This window comes from Brachybacterium ginsengisoli, from assembly GCF_002407065.1.
Lineage (GTDB): Bacteria > Actinomycetota > Actinomycetes > Actinomycetales > Dermabacteraceae > Brachybacterium > Brachybacterium ginsengisoli.
On sequence record NZ_CP023564.1, the window covers coordinates 3,623,809 to 3,646,108 of the forward strand.

Annotated in this window: 15 protein-coding genes; 9 read left to right on the plus strand and 6 right to left on the minus strand. The window is 71.5% G+C overall.

The window, feature by feature from the left end; all coding sequences use genetic code 11:
* Positions 1 to 133 precede the first annotated feature (133 nt).
* A complete protein-coding gene (locus CFK41_RS16240) occupies positions 134 to 1,345 on the plus strand; it encodes an ROK family transcriptional regulator (RefSeq protein WP_096800611.1) in 1,212 nt (403 codons plus the stop codon).
* 82 nt (positions 1,346 to 1,427) lie between these two features.
* The gene (locus CFK41_RS16245) at positions 1,428 to 2,363 is read left to right on the plus strand and encodes an aldo/keto reductase (protein ID WP_096800612.1); all 936 of its coding nucleotides are present in this window, start codon (positions 1,428 to 1,430) and stop codon (positions 2,361 to 2,363) included.
* Positions 2,364 to 2,569: 206 nt separating this feature from the next.
* On the opposite strand, the gene CFK41_RS18205 is transcribed toward CFK41_RS16245, so the two are convergent.
* Together CFK41_RS18205 and CFK41_RS16255 are read right to left on the minus strand one after the other, a co-directional pair.
* A complete protein-coding gene (locus CFK41_RS18205; protein WP_096800613.1) occupies positions 2,570 to 2,698 on the minus strand; it encodes a putative transporter small subunit in 129 nt (42 codons plus the stop codon).
* A 30-nt stretch (positions 2,699 to 2,728) separates the two neighbouring features.
* A complete protein-coding gene (locus tag CFK41_RS16255) occupies positions 2,729 to 4,357 on the minus strand; it encodes a sodium:solute symporter family protein (protein ID WP_407641153.1) in 1,629 nt (542 codons plus the stop codon).
* A 591-nt stretch (positions 4,358 to 4,948) separates the two neighbouring features.
* On the opposite strand from CFK41_RS16255, the gene CFK41_RS16260 reads away from it, so the two are divergent.
* The 4 genes from CFK41_RS16260 to CFK41_RS16275 all read left to right on the plus strand — a co-directional run bounded on the left by CFK41_RS16260 (position 4,949) and on the right by CFK41_RS16275 (position 8,411).
* Positions 4,949 to 5,974, plus strand: coding sequence for a Gfo/Idh/MocA family protein (locus tag CFK41_RS16260; protein WP_096800615.1), 1,026 nt, complete (start codon positions 4,949 to 4,951; stop codon positions 5,972 to 5,974).
* Between the two features lie 59 nt (positions 5,975 to 6,033).
* The gene (locus CFK41_RS16265; RefSeq protein ID WP_096800616.1) at positions 6,034 to 6,951 is read left to right on the plus strand and encodes an ATP-grasp domain-containing protein; all 918 of its coding nucleotides are present in this window, start codon (positions 6,034 to 6,036) and stop codon (positions 6,949 to 6,951) included.
* Complete coding sequence (locus CFK41_RS16270; RefSeq protein WP_096800617.1) at positions 6,948 to 7,235, plus strand: hypothetical protein; 288 nt, start codon at positions 6,948 to 6,950, stop codon at positions 7,233 to 7,235. The genes CFK41_RS16265 and CFK41_RS16270 overlap by 4 nt, the downstream gene beginning before the upstream one ends.
* 174 nt (positions 7,236 to 7,409) lie before the next feature.
* Positions 7,410 to 8,411 carry a LacI family DNA-binding transcriptional regulator gene (locus CFK41_RS16275; RefSeq protein WP_169928852.1) on the plus strand — a complete coding sequence of 334 codons (1,002 nt, stop codon included), beginning with the start codon at positions 7,410 to 7,412 and terminating at the stop codon, positions 8,409 to 8,411.
* A 63-nt stretch (positions 8,412 to 8,474) separates the two neighbouring features.
* On the opposite strand, the gene CFK41_RS16280 is transcribed toward CFK41_RS16275, so the two are convergent.
* Genes CFK41_RS16280 through CFK41_RS16290 form a run of 3 tightly spaced genes read right to left on the minus strand, consistent with a single transcriptional unit; the run spans position 8,475 to position 12,232 of the window.
* Entirely contained in the window at positions 8,475 to 9,428 is a 954-nt protein-coding gene (locus CFK41_RS16280; RefSeq protein WP_096800619.1) for a carbohydrate ABC transporter permease, read from the minus strand.
* The gene (locus CFK41_RS16285) at positions 9,425 to 10,468 is read right to left on the minus strand and encodes an ABC transporter permease (protein ID WP_096800620.1); all 1,044 of its coding nucleotides are present in this window, start codon (positions 10,466 to 10,468) and stop codon (positions 9,425 to 9,427) included. The genes CFK41_RS16280 and CFK41_RS16285 overlap by 4 nt, the downstream gene beginning before the upstream one ends.
* Positions 10,469 to 10,528: 60 nt before the next feature.
* On the minus strand, positions 10,529 to 12,232 hold the full coding sequence (locus CFK41_RS16290; RefSeq protein WP_169928853.1) for a type 2 periplasmic-binding domain-containing protein: 1,704 nt from the start codon (positions 12,230 to 12,232) through the stop codon (positions 10,529 to 10,531).
* Positions 12,233 to 12,739: 507 nt separating this feature from the next.
* Between CFK41_RS16290 and CFK41_RS16295 the strand changes: the two genes are divergently transcribed.
* From CFK41_RS16295 to CFK41_RS16305, 3 genes are read left to right on the plus strand one after another with little or no spacing between them, the layout of a single operon-like run.
* Positions 12,740 to 15,703, plus strand: a complete 2,964-nt coding sequence (locus CFK41_RS16295) for a glycoside hydrolase family 3 protein (RefSeq protein ID WP_169928854.1) — start codon at positions 12,740 to 12,742, stop codon at positions 15,701 to 15,703.
* Between the two features lie 26 nt (positions 15,704 to 15,729).
* The gene (gene yicI, locus CFK41_RS16300; protein ID WP_096800623.1) at positions 15,730 to 17,775 is read left to right on the plus strand and encodes an alpha-xylosidase; all 2,046 of its coding nucleotides are present in this window, start codon (positions 15,730 to 15,732) and stop codon (positions 17,773 to 17,775) included.
* Positions 17,772 to 19,802: a beta-galactosidase gene (locus CFK41_RS16305; protein WP_096800624.1), complete on the plus strand. Its 2,031-nt coding sequence runs from the start codon at positions 17,772 to 17,774 to the stop codon at positions 19,800 to 19,802. Before yicI ends, CFK41_RS16305 begins: the two co-directional genes overlap by 4 nt.
* A 32-nt stretch (positions 19,803 to 19,834) precedes the next feature.
* Here CFK41_RS16305 and CFK41_RS16310 read toward each other — a convergent pair whose 3' ends face one another.
* Complete coding sequence (locus CFK41_RS16310) at positions 19,835 to 22,255, minus strand: glycoside hydrolase family 3 C-terminal domain-containing protein (protein ID WP_096800625.1); 2,421 nt, start codon at positions 22,253 to 22,255, stop codon at positions 19,835 to 19,837.
* Between the last annotated feature and the right edge of the window lie 45 nt (positions 22,256 to 22,300).

Consider the following 22,300-nt stretch of genomic DNA (forward strand, 5'->3'; position numbering starts at 1 on the left):
GACCGTCGGCCCGACCGAGATGTCGGACAATGGTCCCCGCGGGGACCGTACGGTGACGTACATTACTCACACTGATGGACAAATCGCAACGGCACGCGGGACGCGATGTGCGAGCGATATGCGAGGAGTGGTGATGCAGGGGAAGACGATGCTCGACCTGGGGCTGCGCAACGAGCTCATCGTGCTGGACACGATCCGCCACGCCCCGGAGGGGACCTCGCAGTCCGAGGTGGTGCATCGCAGCGGCCTGTCGCGCCAGGCGGTCTCGCTCATCACCCGGCGGCTGCGGGAGCGGGGCCTGATCGAGACCGACGGGACCCTCTCCGGCAGCCGCGGCAAGCCCCGCACGATCCTGCGCCTGGTGCCCACGGCGCTGCTCGCCACGGGCGTCCACCTCGACCCGGCGGGGATCTCCGTGGTCGTCGTGGACCTGCTGGCCACGACCATCACCCAGCGCACCCTGGACCCGCCGAGCGACGACCCCGCGGCGGATATCGACCGGATCGCCGAGGCCCTCGTGGCCGTCCAGGCGGATCTGCGGGCGCAGGGCTGGAGCACCCCGGACGGCCGCGACGTCGCCGAGGCGATGCTCGGCATCGGGGTTGCGAGCCCGGGCGGGATCGACGTCGCCCAGGGCTTCGTGGTCAACCCGCCCTGGCTCCCGGGCTGGCGCGACGTCCCCCTCGTCCAGCGGCTCGCGGCCGCCACCGGCCTCCCGGTGGTGCTGGACAAGGACACCAACGCCGCGCTCACCGCGGAGACCTGGTCCGTCGCGCAGCCGCCCGGCGAGACCGTCCTGTACCTCTACGTGGGCGCCGGAGTGGGCTCCGCCGTGAGCACCGGGGGGCGCGTGCACCACGGCTCCGCGGCGCTGGCCGGCGAGATCGGGCATCTGCCCACGGGCCTGGAGGGTCCGGTCTGCGCCTGCGGGCGCCGCGCCTGCCTCAGCCAGTTCACCGATGCCGCGACGATGCTGCAAGCCGCCGAGGAGCAGGGGATCCTGCCCGCGGCCGACGGGCGCCGCACCACGGCGCGCCTCGGCGACCTCGCGGACGCGGCCGCCGGCGGTGATGAGCTGGCCGTCGCCCTGCTGGATCGGTTCGGCACCGCCCTCGGCGAGGCCCTGCGGACGCTGATCAGCGTGCACGATCCGCACCGCGTGGTGATCGGCGGGCCGTCCTGGCCGACGCTCGCCCCGCTCGCTCTGCCGGTGCTCGAGGAGCGGGCGCTCGCGGGGGTCACGCACCCGATCACGATCGAGTCCTCGCTCATCGGCGACGGCGTCGGGGCGCTCGGCGCGGCCGCCCTCTTCCTGCAGAACGAGCTCTCCCCCGCGAGTCGCTGAGCCGCAGGCATAGGCTCTCCCGAGGGCGCCGCCGCCCGCGCGGCACCCTGCCCCTCCCCCGAAGCGACCACGAGGCCACGCCATGAAGCAGTTCACCATGCCGCACACCGACATCAGCGCGCCGAACGTGGTGCTCGGGCTGATGCGCATCGCGGAGAAGTCCGACGAGGAGATCCGCACCCTGGTCGGCGCCGCGCGCGATGCCGGCATCGACTTCTTCGACCACGCCGACATCTACGGCGGCAGCACCCACCGCTGCGAGGAGCGCTTCGCCGCGGCGATGCAGCTCAGCGCCTCCGAACGCGAGCAGATCACGATCCAGTCCAAGGCGGGCATCGTCACCGACGGCCCGTACTTCGACTACTCCTACGAGCACCTGGTCGAGTCCGTCGAGGGCTCGCTGCGCGCTCTGGGCACCGACCACCTCGACATCCTGCTGCTGCACCGCCCCGACGCCCTGGTGGAGCCCGAGGAGGTGGCCCGCGCCTTCGACGAGCTGCACGCGGCCGGCAAGGTCAAGCACTTCGGCGTCTCCAACCACACGCCGCGCCAGATCGAGCTGCTGCAGAAGCACCTGGACCAGCCGATCGTGGCCAACCAGCTCCAGCTGTCGATCACGCACTCGACCTTCATCGCCCAGGGCGTCGCCGCGAACATGCAGGGCACCGATCAGGCGATCGTGCGCGACGGCGGCGGCATCCTGGACTTCTGCCGGCTGCACGGCATCACCGTCCAGGCCTGGTCCCCGTTCCAGGCGAAGTTCTTCGACGGGGTGTTCCTCGGCCACCCGGAGTACGCCGAGCTCAACACCGTGATCGACCGCCTCGCGGCGAAGTACGACGTGACCCCCGAGGGCATCGCGACCGCCTGGATCACGCGTCACCCCGCGCAGATGCAGGTGGTGCTCGGCACCACCACCCCGCAGCGGGTCGTGGACTCCGCGGCGGGCTCCGAGGTGCCGCTCACGCGGCCCGAGTGGTACGAGCTGTTCCGCGCCGCGGGGTGGATCGTCCCCTGAGGAGCGGCGTCGGCCCGAGCGACAGGGCCGGCCTCAGCAGGGGCCGCCGATGATCCCCAGCCCGCGCAGCACGTGCACGACGGCGAGGAACGCGCCGCTCCCCCGGGGTTGCCCTCCGAGCTTCTCCTGCGGTGACGTGGACGTCGATGGGGAGGACTCCCCACGGAGTCCTCCCCATCGATCGTGCATCGCCTGGTCGGCGCAGGTCAGATGACCATGCGGCCTTCCTTGTGGGCTTCCTTGACGTCCTTGATGAAGCCGCGGGCGATCGCGACCAGGACGCCGGCGACGATCACCGGCCACATCAGCACGTAGGCGGTCAGCAGTGCGGTCATGGGTGCTCTCCTCTCAGGAGATCGGATGGATCAGCGGTCGGATGCGGGGGCGACGACGCGGCCCTGCTCGTCGTCGGGGGCATCCGAGGGGGTGGTCTGCTCGTCGAAGTCGCCGGTGATCCGCTTGATCACCGAGAAGTCGAAGTCCTGATGCGAGCGGACGCTCATCAGGTAGCAGACCAGGAACGAGACCGAGTAGGCGACCAGCGAGCCCGAGAGGGTCTCGTAGTCGCGCAGGAACCCGAACCCGAACGGCAGCAGCGCGAGCGAGGTGACCGCGCCGACGGCGATCGCGGGCCGCAGCCCGAAGAAGCCGAACGCCATGATGGCGAGCACCACGCCCGCACCGATGATGGCGAGCAGCTCGACGACCAGCGCCCAGGCGCCGGTGAGCGGGATCAGCTGGAAGCGCACCGGCAGGAAGACCACCAGCGCCGCGACGACGGACACCGAGAACGCGAGGTTCGTGACCTTCTTCCAGTAGAAGGAGGCGATGACCGGGAACACCAGGCAGCCCCAGAGCGCGCCGACGAAGACCAGCAGGTCCAGGATGTTGAACTTCGCGGTCGCGAAGTAGAGCGCGAGACCGGTGGCCACGATCATGGTGATCCGGCCGATCAGCAGCATGAGCTTGGGGTTCACGTTCTTGCGCCCCACGGACTGGCCGTACATGTCGGTCATCACGATCGAGCTCAGCGCCGCCAGGTCGGAGTCCGCGGTGGAGGACAGCGAGCCGATGATCATGATGAACGCGAGCGCCACCAGGGCGACGGGCAGGTACGTGCCGACCATCTGCGGCATGAGGTTGTTGATGTCCCCGCCGACGGGCTGGATGCCGAGGTAGAGAGCCATCACGCCGAGCATGCCCACGCCGATCACGGTCGCGCCGTAGCCGATTGTCGCGGTGATGAAGGTGGGCTTGATGAGGTCCTCGCGCACCGCGAAGAGGCGCTGGGCGATGGTCTGGTTGCCGATCGCGTAGGCGAGCACCGCGGCGATGTAGGGCGCGCCCTGGTTCATGAAGGCGTCGGAGGAGAAGAAGCTCTCCTGCTGCGGGGTGACGTGCCCGGCCGCGACCCCCTCGGCGAACATCGAGGGACCGCCGGCGAGGAGGAACACCGCCGGGATGATGATGACGGCCGCACCGAGCATCGCCATGACCTGGGCGAAGTCGGTCAGCACCGAAGCACGGAAGCCGGACCACAGGGTGTACAGCAGCACGCCCGCGGCGATGATGAGGATGCCGGCGCCGAAGCTCAGCGGGGAGAGCATCGCGACGATCGCGCCGCCCGCGATGAAGTTCGAGGTCAGCGAGATGACCGAGCCGAGCACGTTGGAGCCGGCGAGCATCAGCTGCGAGGAGCGGCCGTGGCGGGCGTACATGACCTCGGCGAGGGTGTGGGCGCGGGGTGCGACGGCGCGGATCCGCTTGCCGAAGGGGTAGATGAACAGGATCATCAGCGCGCCCCAGAGCCCGTAGTGGATGGGGCCGGAGACACCGTAGGTGTAGCCCGCGGTCACCGAGGCGTACATCGAGGACGCCCAGATCCAGGTGGCGGTCATCGAGGCGGCGGAGACGCCGAACCCGATGTTGTTGCCCGCGGTCATGTAGTCGTCGGCGTTCTCCTTCTTGCGGGAGATCGCGACCGACATCCACATCGTGCCCCCGTAGAACAGGAGCAGGAGCGCAAGCACCCCGATGATTCCGAGCTGGGCGATCTCGCCCGATGGCGCTGGTGGCACAGGTCTTCCTTCCGTCGTGATCCGTCGGATCTCGTGCGTGCGGTCCGTCTCGGGCCGCGCAGGGCGCGCTGAGCCAGGGCCCGTGAGGGCCGACCGTCGATCGGCTCCTGGGTCGCAGACCCGTCCCCTCCTCCCCGGCGGTGCCGAGCACCTGCTCTCGGGGCGGGACGGTGGCCGCGGAGCTCCGCCCGTCCGGGGGCGGTCCGCCGGCCTGTCGCGCAGGGAGCCGTATAGATACTCGCATGTCGATCACGCCCGAACCACCTGAGACATAACGTCCGAGTAACTTCTGCAGGTCACGCCGGTGAAAGTTTTTGTCGGACAAACGGAATCCGAGTGCGTCCGCCACGGCGATGCATGCCGATGCACTCTCTCGGGAGGCGTGGTGGGGGCGCCCCGAACTCGTCCATGCATCCGACGGCATCCGCTCGTGATCGCTCCCGCTCCCCCGTACAGTGACGGCCACCCGGACAGGTCGCACGGCGGCGACCAGGAAGCAGGAGCAGGATGACAACCAGGCGCATCGGTCTGATCGGCTGCGGGGACGTGTCCGTGGTCCACCTCGAGGCCATCCGCGACATCGAGGGCCTCGAGCTCGTGGGCGTCGCCGACACGGATCCGCAGGCCCTGACCCGCGCCACCGAGGCGACCGGGGTCCCCGGCTTCGCGAGCACCCAGGAGCTGATCGACGCCCTCCACCCGGACGCCGTGCACGTCACCACTCCCCACGACCAGCACGTCGGCCCCGCGCTCACGGCCCTCGCCGCCGGGGTGCACGTGCTGCAGGAGAAGCCCCTCGCCCACACCCTCGAGGAGGGCCGGCGCCTGGTCGAGGCCCTCGCCGCCGCTCCCGCGGGCGGTCCGAAGGTGGGGATCTGCTTCCAGAACCGCTACAACCTCGCCAGCCGGCACCTGCACGAGATGCTGGCCTCGGGCGAGCTGGGTGCGGTGCGCGGCGCCTGGGCCTCGGTGGTCTGGACCCGCAGCGCCGACTACTACCGCGCGAAGCCCTGGCGCGGCACCTGGGAGAACTCGGGCGGCGGCTTGCTGATCAACCAGGCGATCCACACCCTCGACCTCGTGCAGTGGCTGCTGGGCGGGGTGGAGCGCACGGACGGCCACGTCGCCACCCGCAAGTACGCCGATCTCATCGAGGTCGAGGACACCGCCGAGCTGCTCCTGCACCACCCCGGGGGTGTCACCACCTCCTTCTACGCCACCCTCACCGCCCCGCAGCATCGGCCCGTGGAGCTCGAGATCGACTGCGAGAACGCCTACGTCACCGTGGGCGGCGGCACCTCCGGCGGGCTCACGATCGCCTGGAAGGACGGCCGGGTGGACCACGTGGACGAGCGCGCGGTGACCTCCGGCGGCCGCTCCTACTGGGGCGTCTCCCACGAGCTGCTGATCCGCGACTTCTACGAGCACCTCGAGGACCCCGAGCCGTTCTGGATCGGCCCCGGCGAGGCGATCAAGTCGCTGGAGATCCTCAAGGAGGCCTACCGGCTCAGCGGGGTCGGGCCTCAGGGCTGACGCACGACGGGACCCGGACGGCTCAGGCGGCGCCCCGACGCCCTCGCTACGCTCAGCGCATGACCCGGATCGGCATCCTCACCACGCGCCCCGACTTCTTCACCGCGGCGGATCCGGAGCGGGACTGCATCCCTCTCGTGGCCGCGCTGCGTGAGCGCGGCGTCGAGGCGGAGTCGCTGCCCTGGCGGGATGCGACGACGGACTGGGGAGCCTTCGACCTGATCGTGATCCGCAGTCCGTGGGACTACGTGCTGCACCCGACGGAGTTCGACGCCTGGCTCGAGCGGGCCGGGTCCGTCACCAGGGTGCTCAACGAGCCCGAGCTGGTGCGCTGGAACATGGACAAGCGCTACCTCGTCGCGCTCGAGGCGGCCGGGATCGGAGTGGTCCCCACCACCTTCCACGACGAGGAGGGCACGCTCCTGGCCGCGCTCGACGCCTTCCCGGAGGGGGCGCACGTGGTCCTGAAGCCGGTGGTCGGCGCCGGCTCCCAGCAGACCGGCCTGTTCCTGCGGGAGGACCCCGCAGCCCTCGCGCTGGGCCGGGAGATCCTCGCCGGCGGAGGGGTCGTGATGCTGCAGCCCGAGGTGCCCGAGCTCTCCGAGGGTCGGGAGAAGGCGCTGTACACGATCGACGGCGCCTTCACCCATGCCATCGCGAAGGGGGCGCTGCTCGCCCGCGGCGGCGGCCTGCGCGGCGGGGTCTACCAGGAGGACCCGCAGCCGGTCGCGGCCGATGAGCGCGAGCAGGACTTCGCCGAGCAGGTGCTGCGGGCCGTCGGCGAGGTCACGGGCCTGGCCACCCCGCTGTACGGGCGGATCGACATGATCGACTCCGCGGAGCACGGCCTGGTGCTCCTGGAGGCGGAGCTGTTCGAGCCCACCTACAACCTGCACCTGGTGCCCGAGGTGGTCGAGACCTTCGCCGACGCGATCCTCGCGCGGGCGCTGGCGGCACCGGGCGGGGATGCCGGGTGAGCCACGGCCCGTCACCGGCTCCGCGCGAGCACCCGCCCCGCGCCGGCGGGCACGCGCTCGCGCTCGGCCTGCTCGCGCTGCTGCTGGTGCTGATCCCCGTGGTCGGGGACCTGATCTCGGTGCCCGTCGCGGTGCTCGCCGTCGGCCTCGGGATCGTGGGCGTCGGCCACTACGACGCGGGCCGGGCCCCGCGGATGCTCCCCTCGGTGCTCGGGGCCGTGCTGGGGGCCGTCTCGCTGCTGATCACCGTCGTGTCCCTGCTCGCCACCTCCGCTCCCGGGTGATCTCCGTCGGGTGAGCGGAGCTCATCGAAGCGTTTCAGCGAAACACCGTCGAAACTTCGTCGGCCCCCGCCCTGACGTGGGATGATGATGCGACGGTGGAGCGTCTCCGCCCGAGTCGGGCCGACAGCCTCCGCGAGATCCGGGAGGGGACGGGGCGGCGGACAGGAACCCAGCATGGCCACGATGACCGACATCGCCCGGGAGGCCGGCGTCTCGCTGAGCACGGTGAGCTACGCCCTCAGCGGGAAGCGACCGATCTCGGCCTCCACGCGCACGCGCATCGACCAGGCGATCGCGAAGCTGCGGTACCACCCGACGGCCAGCGCCCGCGCCCTCGCCCTGAAGCGCACCTCCCTGCTGGGCCTCGCCGTCCCGCAGCGGCCCGACGTCGACGACCACGTGATCATGGAGTTCGTCGGCTCGATCCTCAGCGCCGCCCACGAGGCGGACTACGACGTGGTGCTGGTGACCGCGGAGGATCGCGAGCGCGCGCTGCGCATCGTCGAGGAGGGCAAGGTCGACGCGCTGATCGTCATGGACATCGTCGAGGACGACGAGCGGCTGCCCGACCTCGCCCGGCTCCACAGCCCCGTGGTGCTGATCGGCAACCCCCAGGACACCAACGGCCTGGCCTGCGTGGACTTCGACTTCCTGGCCGGGGCGATGCTCGCGGTGCGGGAGCTGCACGGCCGGGGAGCGTCGCGGATCGCGATGCTCAAGCCGCCATCGGCCGCGGCGGGCGGGCCGGTGCCCACCTACGCCCGTCGTGCCCGGCTGGGCTACACGATGGCCTGCGCCGAGCTCGGGCTGGACAGCGAAGTCGTCGAGCTGCCGCCGGATTCCGCGGCCGTCGCCGACTTCGTGCGCGACCAGATCCTCTCCGGCGCCCGCTTCGACGGCCTCTTCGTACACCACGAGCCGGCCCTGGCCATGCTGGGCCGCGCGATGTCCCAGCTCGGCGTCGCCTGCCCGGAGGAGGTGCAGGTCGCCGCGATCGCGCCCGCCGATGTCGCGAGGAACGGCCCGTGGGAGGTCTCCTCGGTGGATCTGCCGATCCCGTCGATCGGGCGCTCCACCGTGGCGATGGCGCTCGAGCGGCTGCGGGACCGGGAGGTGCCCGCGCACACGCGGCTGCTCAGCCCCACCTTCGTCCCCCGCGCGACCACGCTCCCCTGAGACGCGGGGACCCGGGCCCGCCTCGAGCGGTCGAGGTGGGCCCGGGTCCGGGTCGACGTCCCGTCAGCCCTTCACGGCACCGGTGATCACGGCCTTGGTGAAGTGCTTCTGGATGAACGGGTACATGATGACGATCGGGATGATCGTGCACACCACGGCCGCCATCTTCAACGAGGCCGCCGGGGCGTTCTTCATGCCGGAGGAGATGGCCGCCGCCGCGGCGGCGTCCTGACCCGTCGGCCCGGAGGACGCGAGCAGCCACTGCTGGATCAGCACCTGGATCGGCTTCACGTCCATCCCGGGGGTGTAGAGGACCCCGAGGAAGTACGTGTTCCAGTAGCCCACCGCGTAGAACAGTCCGATGACCGCGAGGATCGCCTTCGACATCGGCAGCACGATCTGGAAGAGGATCTTGAACTCCCCGGCGCCGTCGATCTTCGCGGCGTCGATGAGCTCCGGCGGGACGCTGGTCATGAAGAACGTCCGCAGCACGATGAGGTTCCAGGCGCTGAAGCACACGGGCAGGATGAGCGCCCACATGTTGTTCAGGAGACCCAGGTTCTGCACCACCAGGTAGGACGGATACATGCCGGGGGCGAAGAGCAGCGTGACGAGGATGGCCATGAGGAGCTTCGAGTGCCACAGCGTCCCCGGGCGGGACAGGCCGTAGGCCGCACCCACGGTGAGGACGAGGCTCACCGCGGTGCCGATCGCGGTCAGCACGATCGTGAACAGCAGCGATTGCGTGACGGCCCCACCCGAGAGGATCTCCCGGTAGGCCTGCAGCGACAGGTCCGTGGGGAAGAGGACGAGGTCGCCGCCCGCCTGCGTGAGCGCCTCCTCGCTGGCGAGGCTCGTGGCGACCACCGCCCAGATCGGCACCAGGACGGCCCCGGCGTAGAGGGCCAGGAACAGGCCCCGGAGGAGCTTGGCCGGGATCGACGGCTCCTCGTCCCAGATCGGGCGGGCCCGCTCGGGCGCTCGGGGCACGGACAGCTTGCGGATCGGGATGCTCATGCCTTCTGGAACACCCCCTGCTCGCCGAGCCGGTGCGCGACATGGTTGGCCGAGAGGATCAGCAGCAGCCCGATCACGCCCTTGAAGAGCCCCGCGGCGGTGCCGAGCGATTCCCCGTCGGAGGCGAGGATCGTGCGGTAGTAGACGTAGGTGTCCAGCACCTCGGCCGTGTTCCAGCCGACGGCCTCCCGCTGCAGCTGGTACTGCTCGAAGCCGACGGAGAGGATGCCTCCGAGCTGGAGGATCAGCAGCAGGACGATCACCGGTCGGATCCCCGGCAGCGTGATGTGCCACAGACGCTGCCAACGATTCGCGCCGTCGGCCGCGGCCGCCTCGTAGAGGCTCGGGCTGATCGCCCCGAGCGCGGCGAGGAAGATGATCATCCCCCAGCCCGCGTCCTTCCAGGTCCACTGCATCCAGGCGAGGAACGTGAAGGTGCTCGGATCATTCATGATCTGGAGACGTTCGGCGCCCATGCCCACCAGCCACCGGCTGAGCAGGCCGTCCTGTCCGAGCACCTGCAGGAAGATCGTCACGACGAGCACCCAGGAGAAGAAGTACGGCAGGTAGACGATCGACTGGAACGAGTTGCGCAGCACCTTGGAGATGAGCCCGTGGACGACCAGCGCGAGGATGATCGAGAACGGGAAGACGAACAGCAGCTGTGCGAGGGCGAACCGCAGAGTGTTCAGCAGCGCCTGGACGAAGTACGGATCCTGGAACAGGAGCTGGAAGTAGCTGAACCCGACGATCGGGTTCTCCCATATCGGCCGGTACGGGCTGTAGTCCATGAAGGCGATGACGCTGAACAGCGAGGGCAGGTAGAAGAAGAACGCCAGCTGGAGCAGCGCCGGGAGGACGAGCAGCAGCAGGGGCCAGTCCCGCCTCAGCCGTGCCCGCAGCGGGATGCGTCGGCGCGCTCCGGCCCGCGGTTCGTCGCTGCCGACGGTCCCGGCCGTGAGCGGCTCGGGAGCGGAGCGCTCCTGCCCGGTGGCGTCGAGCGCCGAGGAGGGAGCCTCTCGGGTGGAACGGAGGGTCATGGTGTCCTGCTCCCGCCGCTCGTCCGTCCGACGCCGGTGATGATCTCGGGACGGGTCATCTCACTCGCCCTTCAGCGTCGAATGGACCTTCTCGTACACCGCACGCGTCGCGTCGCCGCCGTCGGTCTTCCAGGTGGCGACCGCGTCGTCGAGGGTGGAGAGGTCGGCCCGGCCGTTGATGATGTCGTTGACCTTCTCGTCGAAGATCGTGCCGGCCTGGGCGGCGCCGCCCGGAGGCGTGATCCGCGCGGTCTCGAACTCATCCTTGACCAGCACGGGGAGCACGGAGGCGTTGAAGTCGAAGCGGCGCTGAACCGATTCGGCAGGGCCCTCGAGGAGATTCTGGACCACGCCGCTCATCGCGGTGAAGGCGAAGGAGTCCTGCTTCGAGGCGATACCGGCCTCCGTGAACGCCGGGCGGCCGTCGTCGCCCCGCTCGAAGTGCTCGCCCTCGATGCCATAGACGATCATCTCCTGCTCGACGGTGCCGGCCGGTGAGGCGCACCAGTTCGCGACGTCGAGCAGCTCCTCGATCTGCTCCTTCTCGAGCTGGTTGCTCAGGAACAGCCACCCGCTGACTCCGCCGGCACCGTGGTACATCGGCTCCCCGCCCTTGTAGGTGATCGGCCCCAGGACGTCGAGCGCGAAGTCGGGGTTCTCGCCGCTGGCTGCGACCTGGGCCGGCACGTCCGTCCACCGCGACCAGCCGTCCTGATCGAAGAGGACCTCGCCCGCCCGCTGCGCGGCCTTGCCGTCGAAGTTGGGGGTGCCGACGTCGGGGTGGACCAACCCCTCCTCGCGGATCTGACGCTGGAACGCGACCCACTCCTTGAACTCCGGACGCTCGTTGTTGTGCACGATCTTGCCGTCCTGCTCGCTCCAGCCCGAGCCCGGGGTGAGGCGGAACCACGCCGTGGTCATGTAGTCCGTCCCGCCGATGGCCCACTTCCCTGCCGGATCGTCGGTCCACGCACGCGCCACCTCGAGGAACTCCTCGACCGTGGCGGGCACCTCGAGTCCTGCCTCCTCGAGCAGGTCGGCGCGGTAGAAGAAGCCGTTGCCGGGCCCGCCGTTGGACGTCCACGGGATGCCGTAGATGCCCGAGGTCTCCTCGGGATTCTCCGGGTCCTCGGCCCACACCGAGGCGCTCCAGGCGGCCTCGCCCCGACCCGCCAGGAGGGGCCAGCGCTCGGAGACGTCCCCGGTCAGAACCTCCGAGAGATTGGCGAAGCGATTGATGACGGTCTGGTCGAAGTTCGCATCCGCCGAGGTCATCCAGGAGAACAGGAGGATGCCGTCGCCGAACTCCTGGGCCTTGATCCACTGCACCGAGGCCTCGGTGTAGGCATTCGGATCGTTCTGGACGAACTCGATCCGGGTCCCTCCCATGGCCTCGGCCATGGCGGTGTAGTACGGATCGCCCTTCGCCATCGACGGCCCCCAGTTGGGGACGTAGATCGAATAGGTCCCCTCGCCGCCGTGCGGCTCGGGGACCGCCTTCTCCACGGGATCCGGGTAGGTGAGGTAGCCGCTGGGATGATCCGGGGGCTCACCCACCAGATCGGGCTCCGTGGGGAGCGTCCATTCCGTGAACTCGGGGAGGATCTCCAGCTCCGAGTTCCGCATCTGGACGCTGCCCTCCCCTCCGCCGATCTCGCCGCAGCCCGAGAGCAGCGGAAGACCCGCCGCGCACACGGACCCGAGCAGTCCGGTCCTGAACAGCGTGCGGCGACGAACCATCGGGGCCGTCAGATTCTTCTCCATGTTCCTGGCCTCATCGTTGAGTGGGAGCACTACGCGGGTAAGGGCCGAGGTCCGGCCCCCGCGGCGCCAACGGTAGTCGAAGCGCTTCGACCGCACAAGAGTGCAGATCGACTCGAGTGCAGCGGCAGCGGTGCGACTCCTGCCTCCTCGGGAATCGCGATGCGGTGAGGCCGACGCTGCGCCGCCTCGCCGACGGTGGGCGTGCCGACGGCGCGGCATGGGCGCTGGTGGTGGCCGATTCGGCCCCGCACCCTGGCTCGGGAGCGCGCCCTGACGCCTCCCGCCGCCGTCGAGAAAGGGGCGAGCGGCGTGCCGGTCCGGACTGCATCAGCCCGTGCGGTGGCTCCCGGCGTCGGCCGTTGTTGCCCTAGCAATCGTCGAACCGATTCGATACGCTTCCGCAGACGTTCTGCGGTCGCATGCCGCCGCCGCCTCCGTCGCCGAGCGGCGCCACCCGTCGTCGCCGCCGGACCTTCCCGCCCTCAGCCGATGCCTGCCGAAGGACTCATGAGCTCCTCTGACCTCGCACCCCGCGCCAGGCTCTCCGCCGCCGACCACCGTCGACTCGACCAGGCCCGCGCACTGGTCGCGCAGATGGAGGTGCCCGAGCGGATCGCGATGCTTCACCAGTACTCGCCGGGCGTGGAGCGCCTGGGCATCGCGCCCTTCGTCACCGGGACCGAGGGCCTGCACGGTGTGGCGTGGAAGGGTCTGGCCACCCAGTTCCCGCAGGCGGTCGGGATGAGTGCGAGCTGGGATCCGGAGCTGCTCGCGGTCGCCGCGGGCGTCACGGCGCAGGAGGTGCGCGAGCTGCATGCGGCGGACCCGTCGGTGAGCCTCAGCGTCTGGGCGCCGGTGGTGAACACCCTGCGCCATCCGCTGTGGGGCCGCACCGAGGAGGGCCTGACGGAGGACCCGCTGCTGAACGCGGTCCTGGGCAGCGGCATCTCCCGCGGGCTGCGCGGGGACGGGGACACCTGGACGGTGCTGCCCACCCTGAAGCACTTCCTCGCGTACTCCAACGAGTCCGATCGCTGCGTGACCGACTCCCAGCTCCCCCCGCGCGTGCTGCACGAGTACGAGCTGCCCGGCTTCACCGCACCGATCGCGGGCGGCCTCGCGGCCTCGGTGATGCTCTCGTACAACCTGGTCAACGGCCGGCCGGCCCATCTCACGGACCTGCTCGCCTCCCAGCTGCGCTCGCTCCTGCCCGACCCGGACCTGCTGTTCGTGGTGACCGATGCCGGCGCCCCCTCGAACCTGTTCCGCGCCGAGAAGGTGGTGCCCGATGCGGCGAGCGCCTATGCCGCGATGCTCCGCGCCGGCGCCGACTCCTTCACCGATCACGACCGGGACCCCCGCGAGAGCATCGAGGCGATCACGCAGGCGCTCGAGCAGGGCCTGATCGAGATGTCGCACGTGGACCGCGCCGTCGTGCGGCAGCTGGTGGCCCGGGCTCGCACCGGCGAGCTCGACGCCCTGCCCGGAGGCCCGGCGGCCCCTGCGCACGGGTCCGACGGAGCCGCCGTCGGCCCCGTGCCCTCCGACCCCGCCCACCCCCGGCGCTCCGAGCGGCGCGCTCTCGCCCGGGAGGTCGCCGTGCGTTCCGCGGTGCTGCTGGCGCGCACGGATCCCACGGCGCTGCCGCTGCGCCCGGGTCCGCTCGCGGTGCTCGGGGAGCAGGCGCACACGGTGCTCGGCGACTGGTACAGCGGCGACCTCCACTCCCCCACGAGCCTCGCCGAGGCGCTGACCGGCCCGGACGGCCATCAGGCGCCGGTGCGCACCGATCGACTGCTGGACCGCATCAGCCTGGACCTGGTCTCCGGCGGCTCGCTGCCCGGGCTCCCCGCCGCGTCCCGCTCCCCCGAGCCGGTGCTGCTGGCGGCGGACGGCTCGCTGCGCCTGCACCGCCCTGCCGCGGACGTGCCCCGCTCGGTCCTGCCGGGCGCGGCGGAGTTCGAGATGCTCGACCTCGGGGAGGACGCCGTCGCGCTGCGGGAGACCTCCACCGAACTGCTGGTGACCGCCGACGACAGGGGCCAGCTCGTCGCCTCTGGTGCCCGGATCGGCGGGTGGGTGGTCCAGGAGACGTTCCGCCGGGCCGTCGCGGTCGACGGCACCTGGCAGCTGCAGCACCTCGGCAGCGGCCGCTTCGTGGGCCTCGAGCACCACACCGGCGCCCTCGTGCTGCGCAGCGCGCTGCCGGAGAGCGGAGCGCGCTTCGCCCCGCGCCGGCTCGCGTGCGCGGCCGACGGCTTCGCCCGCGCGGTCGAGGGGGCGGACACCGTGGTGCTGGTGGTCGGCAACGATCCCCACGTCCACGGGCGCGAGACCGAGGACCGCCCCCATGTGCACTTGGCCGCCCCGGACCGGGCCGCTGCCCAGCTCCTCGCCGACCTGCCCGACGAGGTCGCGACCGTGCTCGTGATCCTGTCCTCCTACCCCTACGACCTCGACGGGCTCGAGGAGCGGATCGGGGCGGTGGTGTGGTCCTCCCATGCCGGGGAGGCCGAGGGCGAGGCCCTCGCCGTACTGCTCACGGGGCGACGCGACTTCTCGGGCCGCCTGGCCCAGACCTGGCCGGACGCCAGCCCGCTGCCCTCGGTGCTGGACTACGACGTGCTCACCGCCGGCTCGACCTACCTCCACGGACAGGGCGCCTCCTTCCCCTTCGGCCACGGCCTGGCGGTGGATCAGGCGCAGTGGGACGACATCCAGGTCACCGCGGGGCCCGATGCGCTGCAGGTCGAGCTGACCCTCGCCGCCCCGGCCGAGCGCCGCACCGCCGGCCCCCTGCACGACGTGGTGCAGGTGTACGCGCAGGTGCCGGAGTCCTCGTACTCCCGTCGGCCCTACGCGGTGCCTCGCACGCGGCTGATCGGCTTCGACGCAGTGGAGCTCGGTGCCGAATCCGGCGCCGCCGGCACCTCCCGGATCGAGATCCCGTACCGGCGCCTCGCCCTGTTCGCCCCGGACCGTGAGGGCTGGGAGCTGCCGGACGGGCCCGTGAGCGTGCAGGTGGCGCGCTCGAGCGACGAGGTCGTCTCGGCGCTGGAGATCACGATCCCCCGGGCCCATCTCGCGGCGCACCCGGTGCCTCCGGCGAGCGGGGACCGCATCCCCGCCGCGCGCGCCGAGGAGACCGACGGCCTCGCCCGCTGCGCCGCGACGCTGCTGGAGGGCACCGAGCTGCGTCCCGTCACCGACGACCCCGGCACCGCGGACTTCGTGCTCGACGAGGGCGTGGTGATCACCGCCCTCGAGTCCCGCCCGCTCGAGCTCGGCGAGCTCTCCGCCGCGCCCGGCTCCGCGGAGCTGATCGCGCCGGACGCCGCCGATCCGTCGGCCGCTCCCGCTCTCCCCCTGCCCCACCGCGTCCCCGCGCTCGGCGTCGGCCCCACCGGCCGGGTCCGGGTGCGGGTCACCGGCCCCCTCGCGCTCTCCGGCCTGCGCCTGACGCGCCCCTGATCTCGACCGACCCCTGGAGGTCCCCCGTGAAGTTCACCAACGGCTACTGGCTGCTGCGCGACGGCGTCACCCTGCAGCGCCCGGCAGAGGTCCACGACCTCGAGATCCGCGAGGACGAGCTGGTGGTCCACGCCCCCGTGACCCGGATCCTCCGCCGCGGCGACACCCTGAACAAGCCGGTGATCAGCGTGTCCTTCACCGCGCCGCGCGAGGACGTGATCGCGGTGCGGATCGAGCACTTCGCGGGCCTGCGCGAGTCGCTGCCCCGGTTCGAGCTCCGCGATGCCCCGGTCACCCCCGCCATCACCCGGGACGAGGCGGCGCAGTCCGTGGAGTTCACCTCCGGCCGGCTCACCGCGCGCATCGCGCTGCAGGGCCCGTGGCAGGTGGACTACCTGTGGGACGGCGAGGTGCTCACCAGCTCCACCGAGCGCTCGATCGGCTACGCCCAGGTCGAAGGCGAGGGCCCGTACGTCCACGAGCAGCTCTCCCTCGACGTGGGCGAGAGCATCTACGGCCTCGGCGAGCGCTTCGGCGCCTTCGTGAAGAACGGCCAGAGCATCGACATCTGGAACGCCGACGGCGGCACCAGCTCCGAGCAGGCCTACAAGAACGTCCCCTTCTATCTCTCCTCCAAGGGCTACGGCGTGCTCGTGGACGACGCGGGCCCGGTCTCCTTCGAGGTCGGCTCCGAGAACGTCTCCGCCACCCAGTTCTCCGTGCCCGGCGAGCGCCTGCGCTACGAGGTCTACGGCGGCGGCACCCCGCTCGAGGTGATCGAGCGGTACACCGCCCGCTCCGGCCGTCCCCCGGCGCTGCCGGAATGGTCCTTCGGGCTGTGGCTGTCCACGTCGTTCACCACGGACTACGACGAGGCGACGGTGCTGAGCTTCGTGGACGGCATGGCCGAGCGGGACATCCCGCTGTCCGTCTTCCACTTCGACTGCTTCTGGATGCGCGGTTTCCACTGGTCGGACTTCACCTGGGATCCCGCGACCTTCCCGGACCCCCGCGGCCTGATCCGCAAGCTCCACGACCGCGGCCTGAAGGTGTGCGTGTGGATCAACCCCTACATCGCTCAGCGCTCGCACCTCTTCGCCGAGGGTGCGGAGAAGGGCTACCTGCTGCGCACCACCGAGGGATCGATCTGGCAGAGCGACCTCTGGCAGGCTGGGATGGCGCTGGTGGACTTCTCGAACCCCGAGGCCGCAGCCTGGTACGCGAGCAAGCTCGACGCTCTGCTCGAGGACGGCGTGGACGCCTTCAAGACCGACTTCGGCGAGCGGATCCCGGTCGAGGGCATCGCCTGGCACGACGGTGCGGACCCGCTGCGCGAGCACAACTATTACACGCACCGCTTCAACCGCACCGTGTTCGAGCTGCTCGAGCGCCGCCGCGGGACGGGCGAGGCGATCGTGTTCGCCCGCTCGGCGACCGCGGGCGGCCAGCAGTTCCCGGTCCACTGGGGCGGGGACTGCGAGTCGACCTACGTCGCGATGGCGCAGTCGCTGCGCGGCGGGCTGTCGCTGACCTCCTCGGGCTTCGGCTACTGGAGCCACGACATCGGCGGCTTCGAGGGCACCCCCGATCCCACCGTCTTCAAGCGCTGGACGGCCTTCGGCCTGCTCAGCTCGCACTCGCGCCTGCACGGATCGAACTCGTACCGGGTGCCCTGGGCGTTCGACCAGGAGTCGGTGGACGTGATGCGGGAGTTCACGGTCCTCAAGCAGAAGCTGCTGCCCTACCTGCTGGAGACCGCGGAGGGGACCACCGTCACCGGCGCCCCGGTGATGCGGTCGATGGCGATGCAGTTCCCCGCAGACCCGGCCTGCCGGCCCCTGGACACCCAGTACATGCTCGGTCCCGACGTGCTGGTCGCGCCGGTCTTCCAGGAGTCCGGGAGGGTCGAGATGTACCTCCCCGAGGGCGAGTGGGTGCACCTGATCGACGGCGAGGAGGTCGCCGGAGGCCGCTTCCTCTCGCGCACCTACGACGTCCACTCCCTGGGGGTGTACGCCCGCGCCGGGACCCGGGCGCTGCAGCTGGTGCGCGGCGCGGAGGTCACCGCATGAGCGCGGGCGGCTTCGCCCCGTCGGCCCTCCTGTTCGGCGGCGACTGGAGCCCCGAGCAGTGGGACCCGAGCACCTGGCGCGAGGACATCGCGCTCATGCGCCGCGCGAAGGTCAACACGGTGTCGCTGGGGATCTTCTCCTGGTCGAGCCTCGAGCCCGCCGAGGGCGTGTACGAGACGGGCTGGCTCGAAGAGGTCATCGCCCTGCTCACCGAGGCCGGGATCGGGTTCTTCCTGGCCACACCCACCGCCTCGCCGCCGCCGTGGTTCACCCTCGCGCATCCGGGCGCGATGCCCGTGCGGGAGGACGGCACGCGTCTCACGCACGGCTCCCGCGACACCTACGCGATCAGCTCCCCGGCCTACCGGGAGGCGTCGCGGCGCGTCACCCGGATGCTCGCCGAGCGGTTCGGCACCCATCTCGGGCTGCGCGGCTGGCACCTGCACAACGAGTACGGGACCCTCGACCACGGCCCCGAGGCCGCCCGCGCCTTCCGCATCTGGCTGCAGCAGCGCTACGGCACTCTCGAGGTGCTGAACCGCGAGTGGACCACGGCGTTCTGGTCCCAGGGATACGGCGACTGGGAGGAGATCACCCCGCCGCGCACCACCCAGTACCTGCACAACCCCGCCCAGAAGATCGACTTCCGCCGCTTCAGCTCCGATGAGATGCGCGCGGCGATGGTCGAGCAGCGCGAGGAGATCCGCGCGGCGGGCTCGACCGCCCCCGTGACCACGAACTTCATGCTGCCCACCTGGAACCACCTCGAGCAGTGGGCCTGGGCCGACGAGCTCGACGTGGTCTCCCTGGATCACTACCTCGACACCACGGGCCCCGACGCGGAGGCGCACGTCGCCTACGGCTCGGACCTGTCGCGCTCGTGGTCCGGTGGGCCCTGGGTGCTCATGGAGCAGAACGCCTCCGGGATCTCCCTGGGCGACCGGATCGTCGCCAAGAGCACCGGCCGGATGATCCGGAACTCCCTGGGGTACATCGCCCGCGGGTCCCAGAGCTCGCTGTTCTTCCAGTGGCGGGCCTCCGTGGGCGGCGCGGAGCAGTGGCACAGCGGGCTCGTCCCGCACGCCGGCGGCGACACCCGCCGCTTCGAGGCGGTCTGCGAGCTGGGGTCGATCCTGGAGCGGATCTCCCCGGCCGTGCGGCTCCCGGCCGACGGGCCGCTGGTCGCGGCCGAGGTGGGGATCCTCTGGCACGCCGACGGCTGGTGGGCGCTGGAGACCCCGCATCTGCCCAGCGACGTGATCTCCTACTCCGCCGAGGTGCGGGCGACCCATCGCTCCTTCTGGCGGGCCGGGATCCCCACGGACTTCGTGCGCCCGGGGGCCGACGCGAGCGCGTACCGGCTGCTGGTCGTGCCGTGCCTGTACCCGCTCTCGGACGAGCAGGTGAGCTGGCTGGAGCGGTACGTCGAGGACGGCGGCGAGCTGCTGGTGACCTTCCTGTCCGGCATCTCCGACCCCTCGTTGCGGATCGTGCCGGGCGGGTATCCGGGGCGGCTGCGGGAGCTGCTGGGGGTGCGGGTCCAGGAGATGCTGCCGCTGCTCGCCGGGGAGCAGGTCGCGCTGGACACCGGTGCGGTCGTCGAGGAATGGACCGAGCTGGTCGACGCCGCCGGGGCGGAGGTCCTCGCCCGGTATGCCCGCGGCGAGCTGACCGGTCTGCCCGCGATCACCCGTGCCGCGCGCGGTGACGGGCACGCGCTCTACCTCTCGGCGCGTCTGCGCCAGGACTCACGGGACGCGTTCCTCGCCGAGCTCGCCGCACGGCTCGCGATCACCCCGACCCTGCCCGGCGCCGCGGAGCGCGGGCTCGAGGCGGTGCGGCGCCGCGGCGCGGAGCAGGACGTCGTGTTCCTGCTGCACCACGGGGAGGAGCCGGTGACCGTGCAGGCGGAGGGGACGGACCTGGTCACCGGCCAGGAGGCGGCCGACGGGCTCGCCATCGCCCCGGGCGGCTGGGCCGTGCTGCCGACGGCGCCCGGAGGGCAGATCACCCTCGGGCAGGGGTGAGACGGGCCCGGTCCGGGGACCGGGCCCTGCTCTCATCGGGGCTCCACGCCCCGGCTCCGGGCGAGGTAGCGAAGCACGTTGCCCGCGGTGCGCTGCAGCTCCCCGACGGTGAGCCCGTCCGGTCGCGCGAGGGAGTCCCTGATCGCGTCGTCCCGCGTGGTGCCGAAATGGACCTCCGCACCGGGCATGAGCACGTCCACCTGGGCGCGCACCCGGTAGGCGCTGTCGCGCAGCGCCGGGAACAGAGGATCGGGCGCGGAGTGCATCCACCAGTCGGTGACCACGTTCCCGTCGTACTCCCACTCCCCGCGCAGCACCGTGGTGACGAGGTCGTAGTGGTAGTGGCCCCACACCCCGTTGATGCGGTTGTAGGAGGTCATGAGGTTCTGCGGGCGGGCCTCACGCACCATGATCTCGAAGCCGCGCAGGTAGATCTCCCGCAGCGCCCGCTCGGAGACCCGTGAGTCGTTGACGGTGCGGCGGGTCTCCTGGTTGTTGGCCGCGAAGTGCTTGGGGCAGGCGGAGACGCCCTGGGACTGCACCCCGGTGACGATCGCGGTTGCCATGGCACCGGTCAGCAGGGGGTCCTCGGCGAAGTACTCGAAGTTGCGCCCGCACAGCGGGTCCCGATGGATGTTCATCCCGGGGGCGAGGATCATGTCCGAGCCCTTCTCCACCATCTCCCGTCCGTGGAGCTCGGCGAGCTCGCGCACAGCGGCCGGGTCCCAGCTGGAGGCGAGCGCCGTCCCGCACGGCAGCAGCGCGGCGGAGGCGGCCAGCCGCAGACCGGAGGGTCCGTCGGTGGTGGTCACGGGCGGGACGCCCCGGGCCCGCAGCGCCTCGGTGACGCCGCCCAGCACGCCGGCGTTGCCGGGAGCGCCCAGCGGGCTGTCCATGACGAGGTCGCCGTAGGCGAGGCTCTCGAGCTCCTCGTCGCTCAGCCGGGCCACGAACTCCTCGAGCGTCGCGCTCCCCTCGAGCACCGCGGTGAAGCTCGCCGACGGGTCCGCGATCCTCTCCAGCGCCGCGGGCAGGCGGTCCAGGATCCGTCGGCGCAGATCCTGCTGGGAGGTGGGCACCTGCTCCCAGGCCACCCGGGCGCGGCCGTCGTCGTCACGGCGCAGCGTCATGCGGTCGAAGGCGTGCTCGGGCCGCACCGCGGCGACTTCCTCGAGCTGGCGGACCACCTGCAGCCGGGGGACGTGCACGGCACCGACCGGAGCCGCGCGCCGCACGTCGGTCCCGAGGTGGAGACGGTGGTCGCCGGGTTCGAGCACCCAGGCGCTGCGATGCCCGCTGGCCCCGGAGTCGTCATAGGAGGCGAGGTCCGCGAGGGGGAAGGAGAGATCGAGCCGGCAGCTCGCGCCGGGCTCGAGAGCGGGAGTCCGCGCGAAGGCCACCAGGGCCCGGGCGGGCCGGGGCAGCGTGCCGTCGGGCCCCTGCGCATAGACCTGGACCACCTCGCTACCGCTGCGCGCACCGGTGTTGGTGACGTCGACCGAGAGGGCGACCGTGCCCCCGATCTGCTCCACCGCTCCGGCATCGAGGTCGAAGGTGGTGTACCCCAGGCCGTGCCCGAAGGGGAACAGCACCTTCTCCGGGGCGAAGGTCTCGAAGTACCGGTAGCCCACGAAGACGTCCTCGACGTACTCGGTGACCTCGGGATCGCCGAAGTGGCCGGCCGAGGGGTAGTCCTCGTACCGACGGGCGATGGTGTCGGTGAGGCGTCCGCCCGGCTCCACGGCCCCGGTGAGCACGTCGGCGACCGCGCGGCCGCCCTCCATCCCCCCGGACCAGGCGAGCACCACGGCATCCAGCGCATGGTCGGCGACCCAGGCGAGGTCGATGACGTTGCCGGTGTCCACGAGGGCCACGGTGCGGTCGAACGCGGTGCTCACCCGGGCCAGCAGCGACTCCTCCTGCGCGCTGAGGTAGTACGCACCGGGCTCGAGCACGTTGTCGCGGTCCTCGCCGGCCGCGCGGCCGATCACCACGACGGCGGTCCCGGAGCGCCGCGCCGCCGCCGCGATCTCCGCATCCGCGATCTCCGGCTCGGGGAAGGAGCGGGGCCACTGCCCCCACTCCTGCCCGGGATCGGCGGGGTGCTGCAGGCTGTGCGCCTCGTAGCGGGCGGCGAGCTCCTCGTCGACCTGGACCGCTCCCCCCTCGCGCAGGGAGTCCAGCAGGGTGGTCACGTAGGGGGCGTTGACGTCGCCGCCGGAGCCGTATCCCACCGCGATCCAGTCCTTCTGGGTGCGGCCGAAGAGGGCGACCTGCGATCCATCGGGGAGCGGGAGGGCCCCGTCGTTGTGCAGGAGGATCGCGCCCTGGGCGGCGAGGGCGCGGGCCCTGTCCGCCAGAGCGGGGGCGACCTGCGGATCCGGATCGACGGCGACGGTCGAGGCGGCGGACGGTCGGGCGGCGGTGTGCTGCGAGAGCAGGATGTCGGTCATGGTGCGGGCGCTTTCGTCGGCGGCGCCGCATCGAGCGGGCCGCGC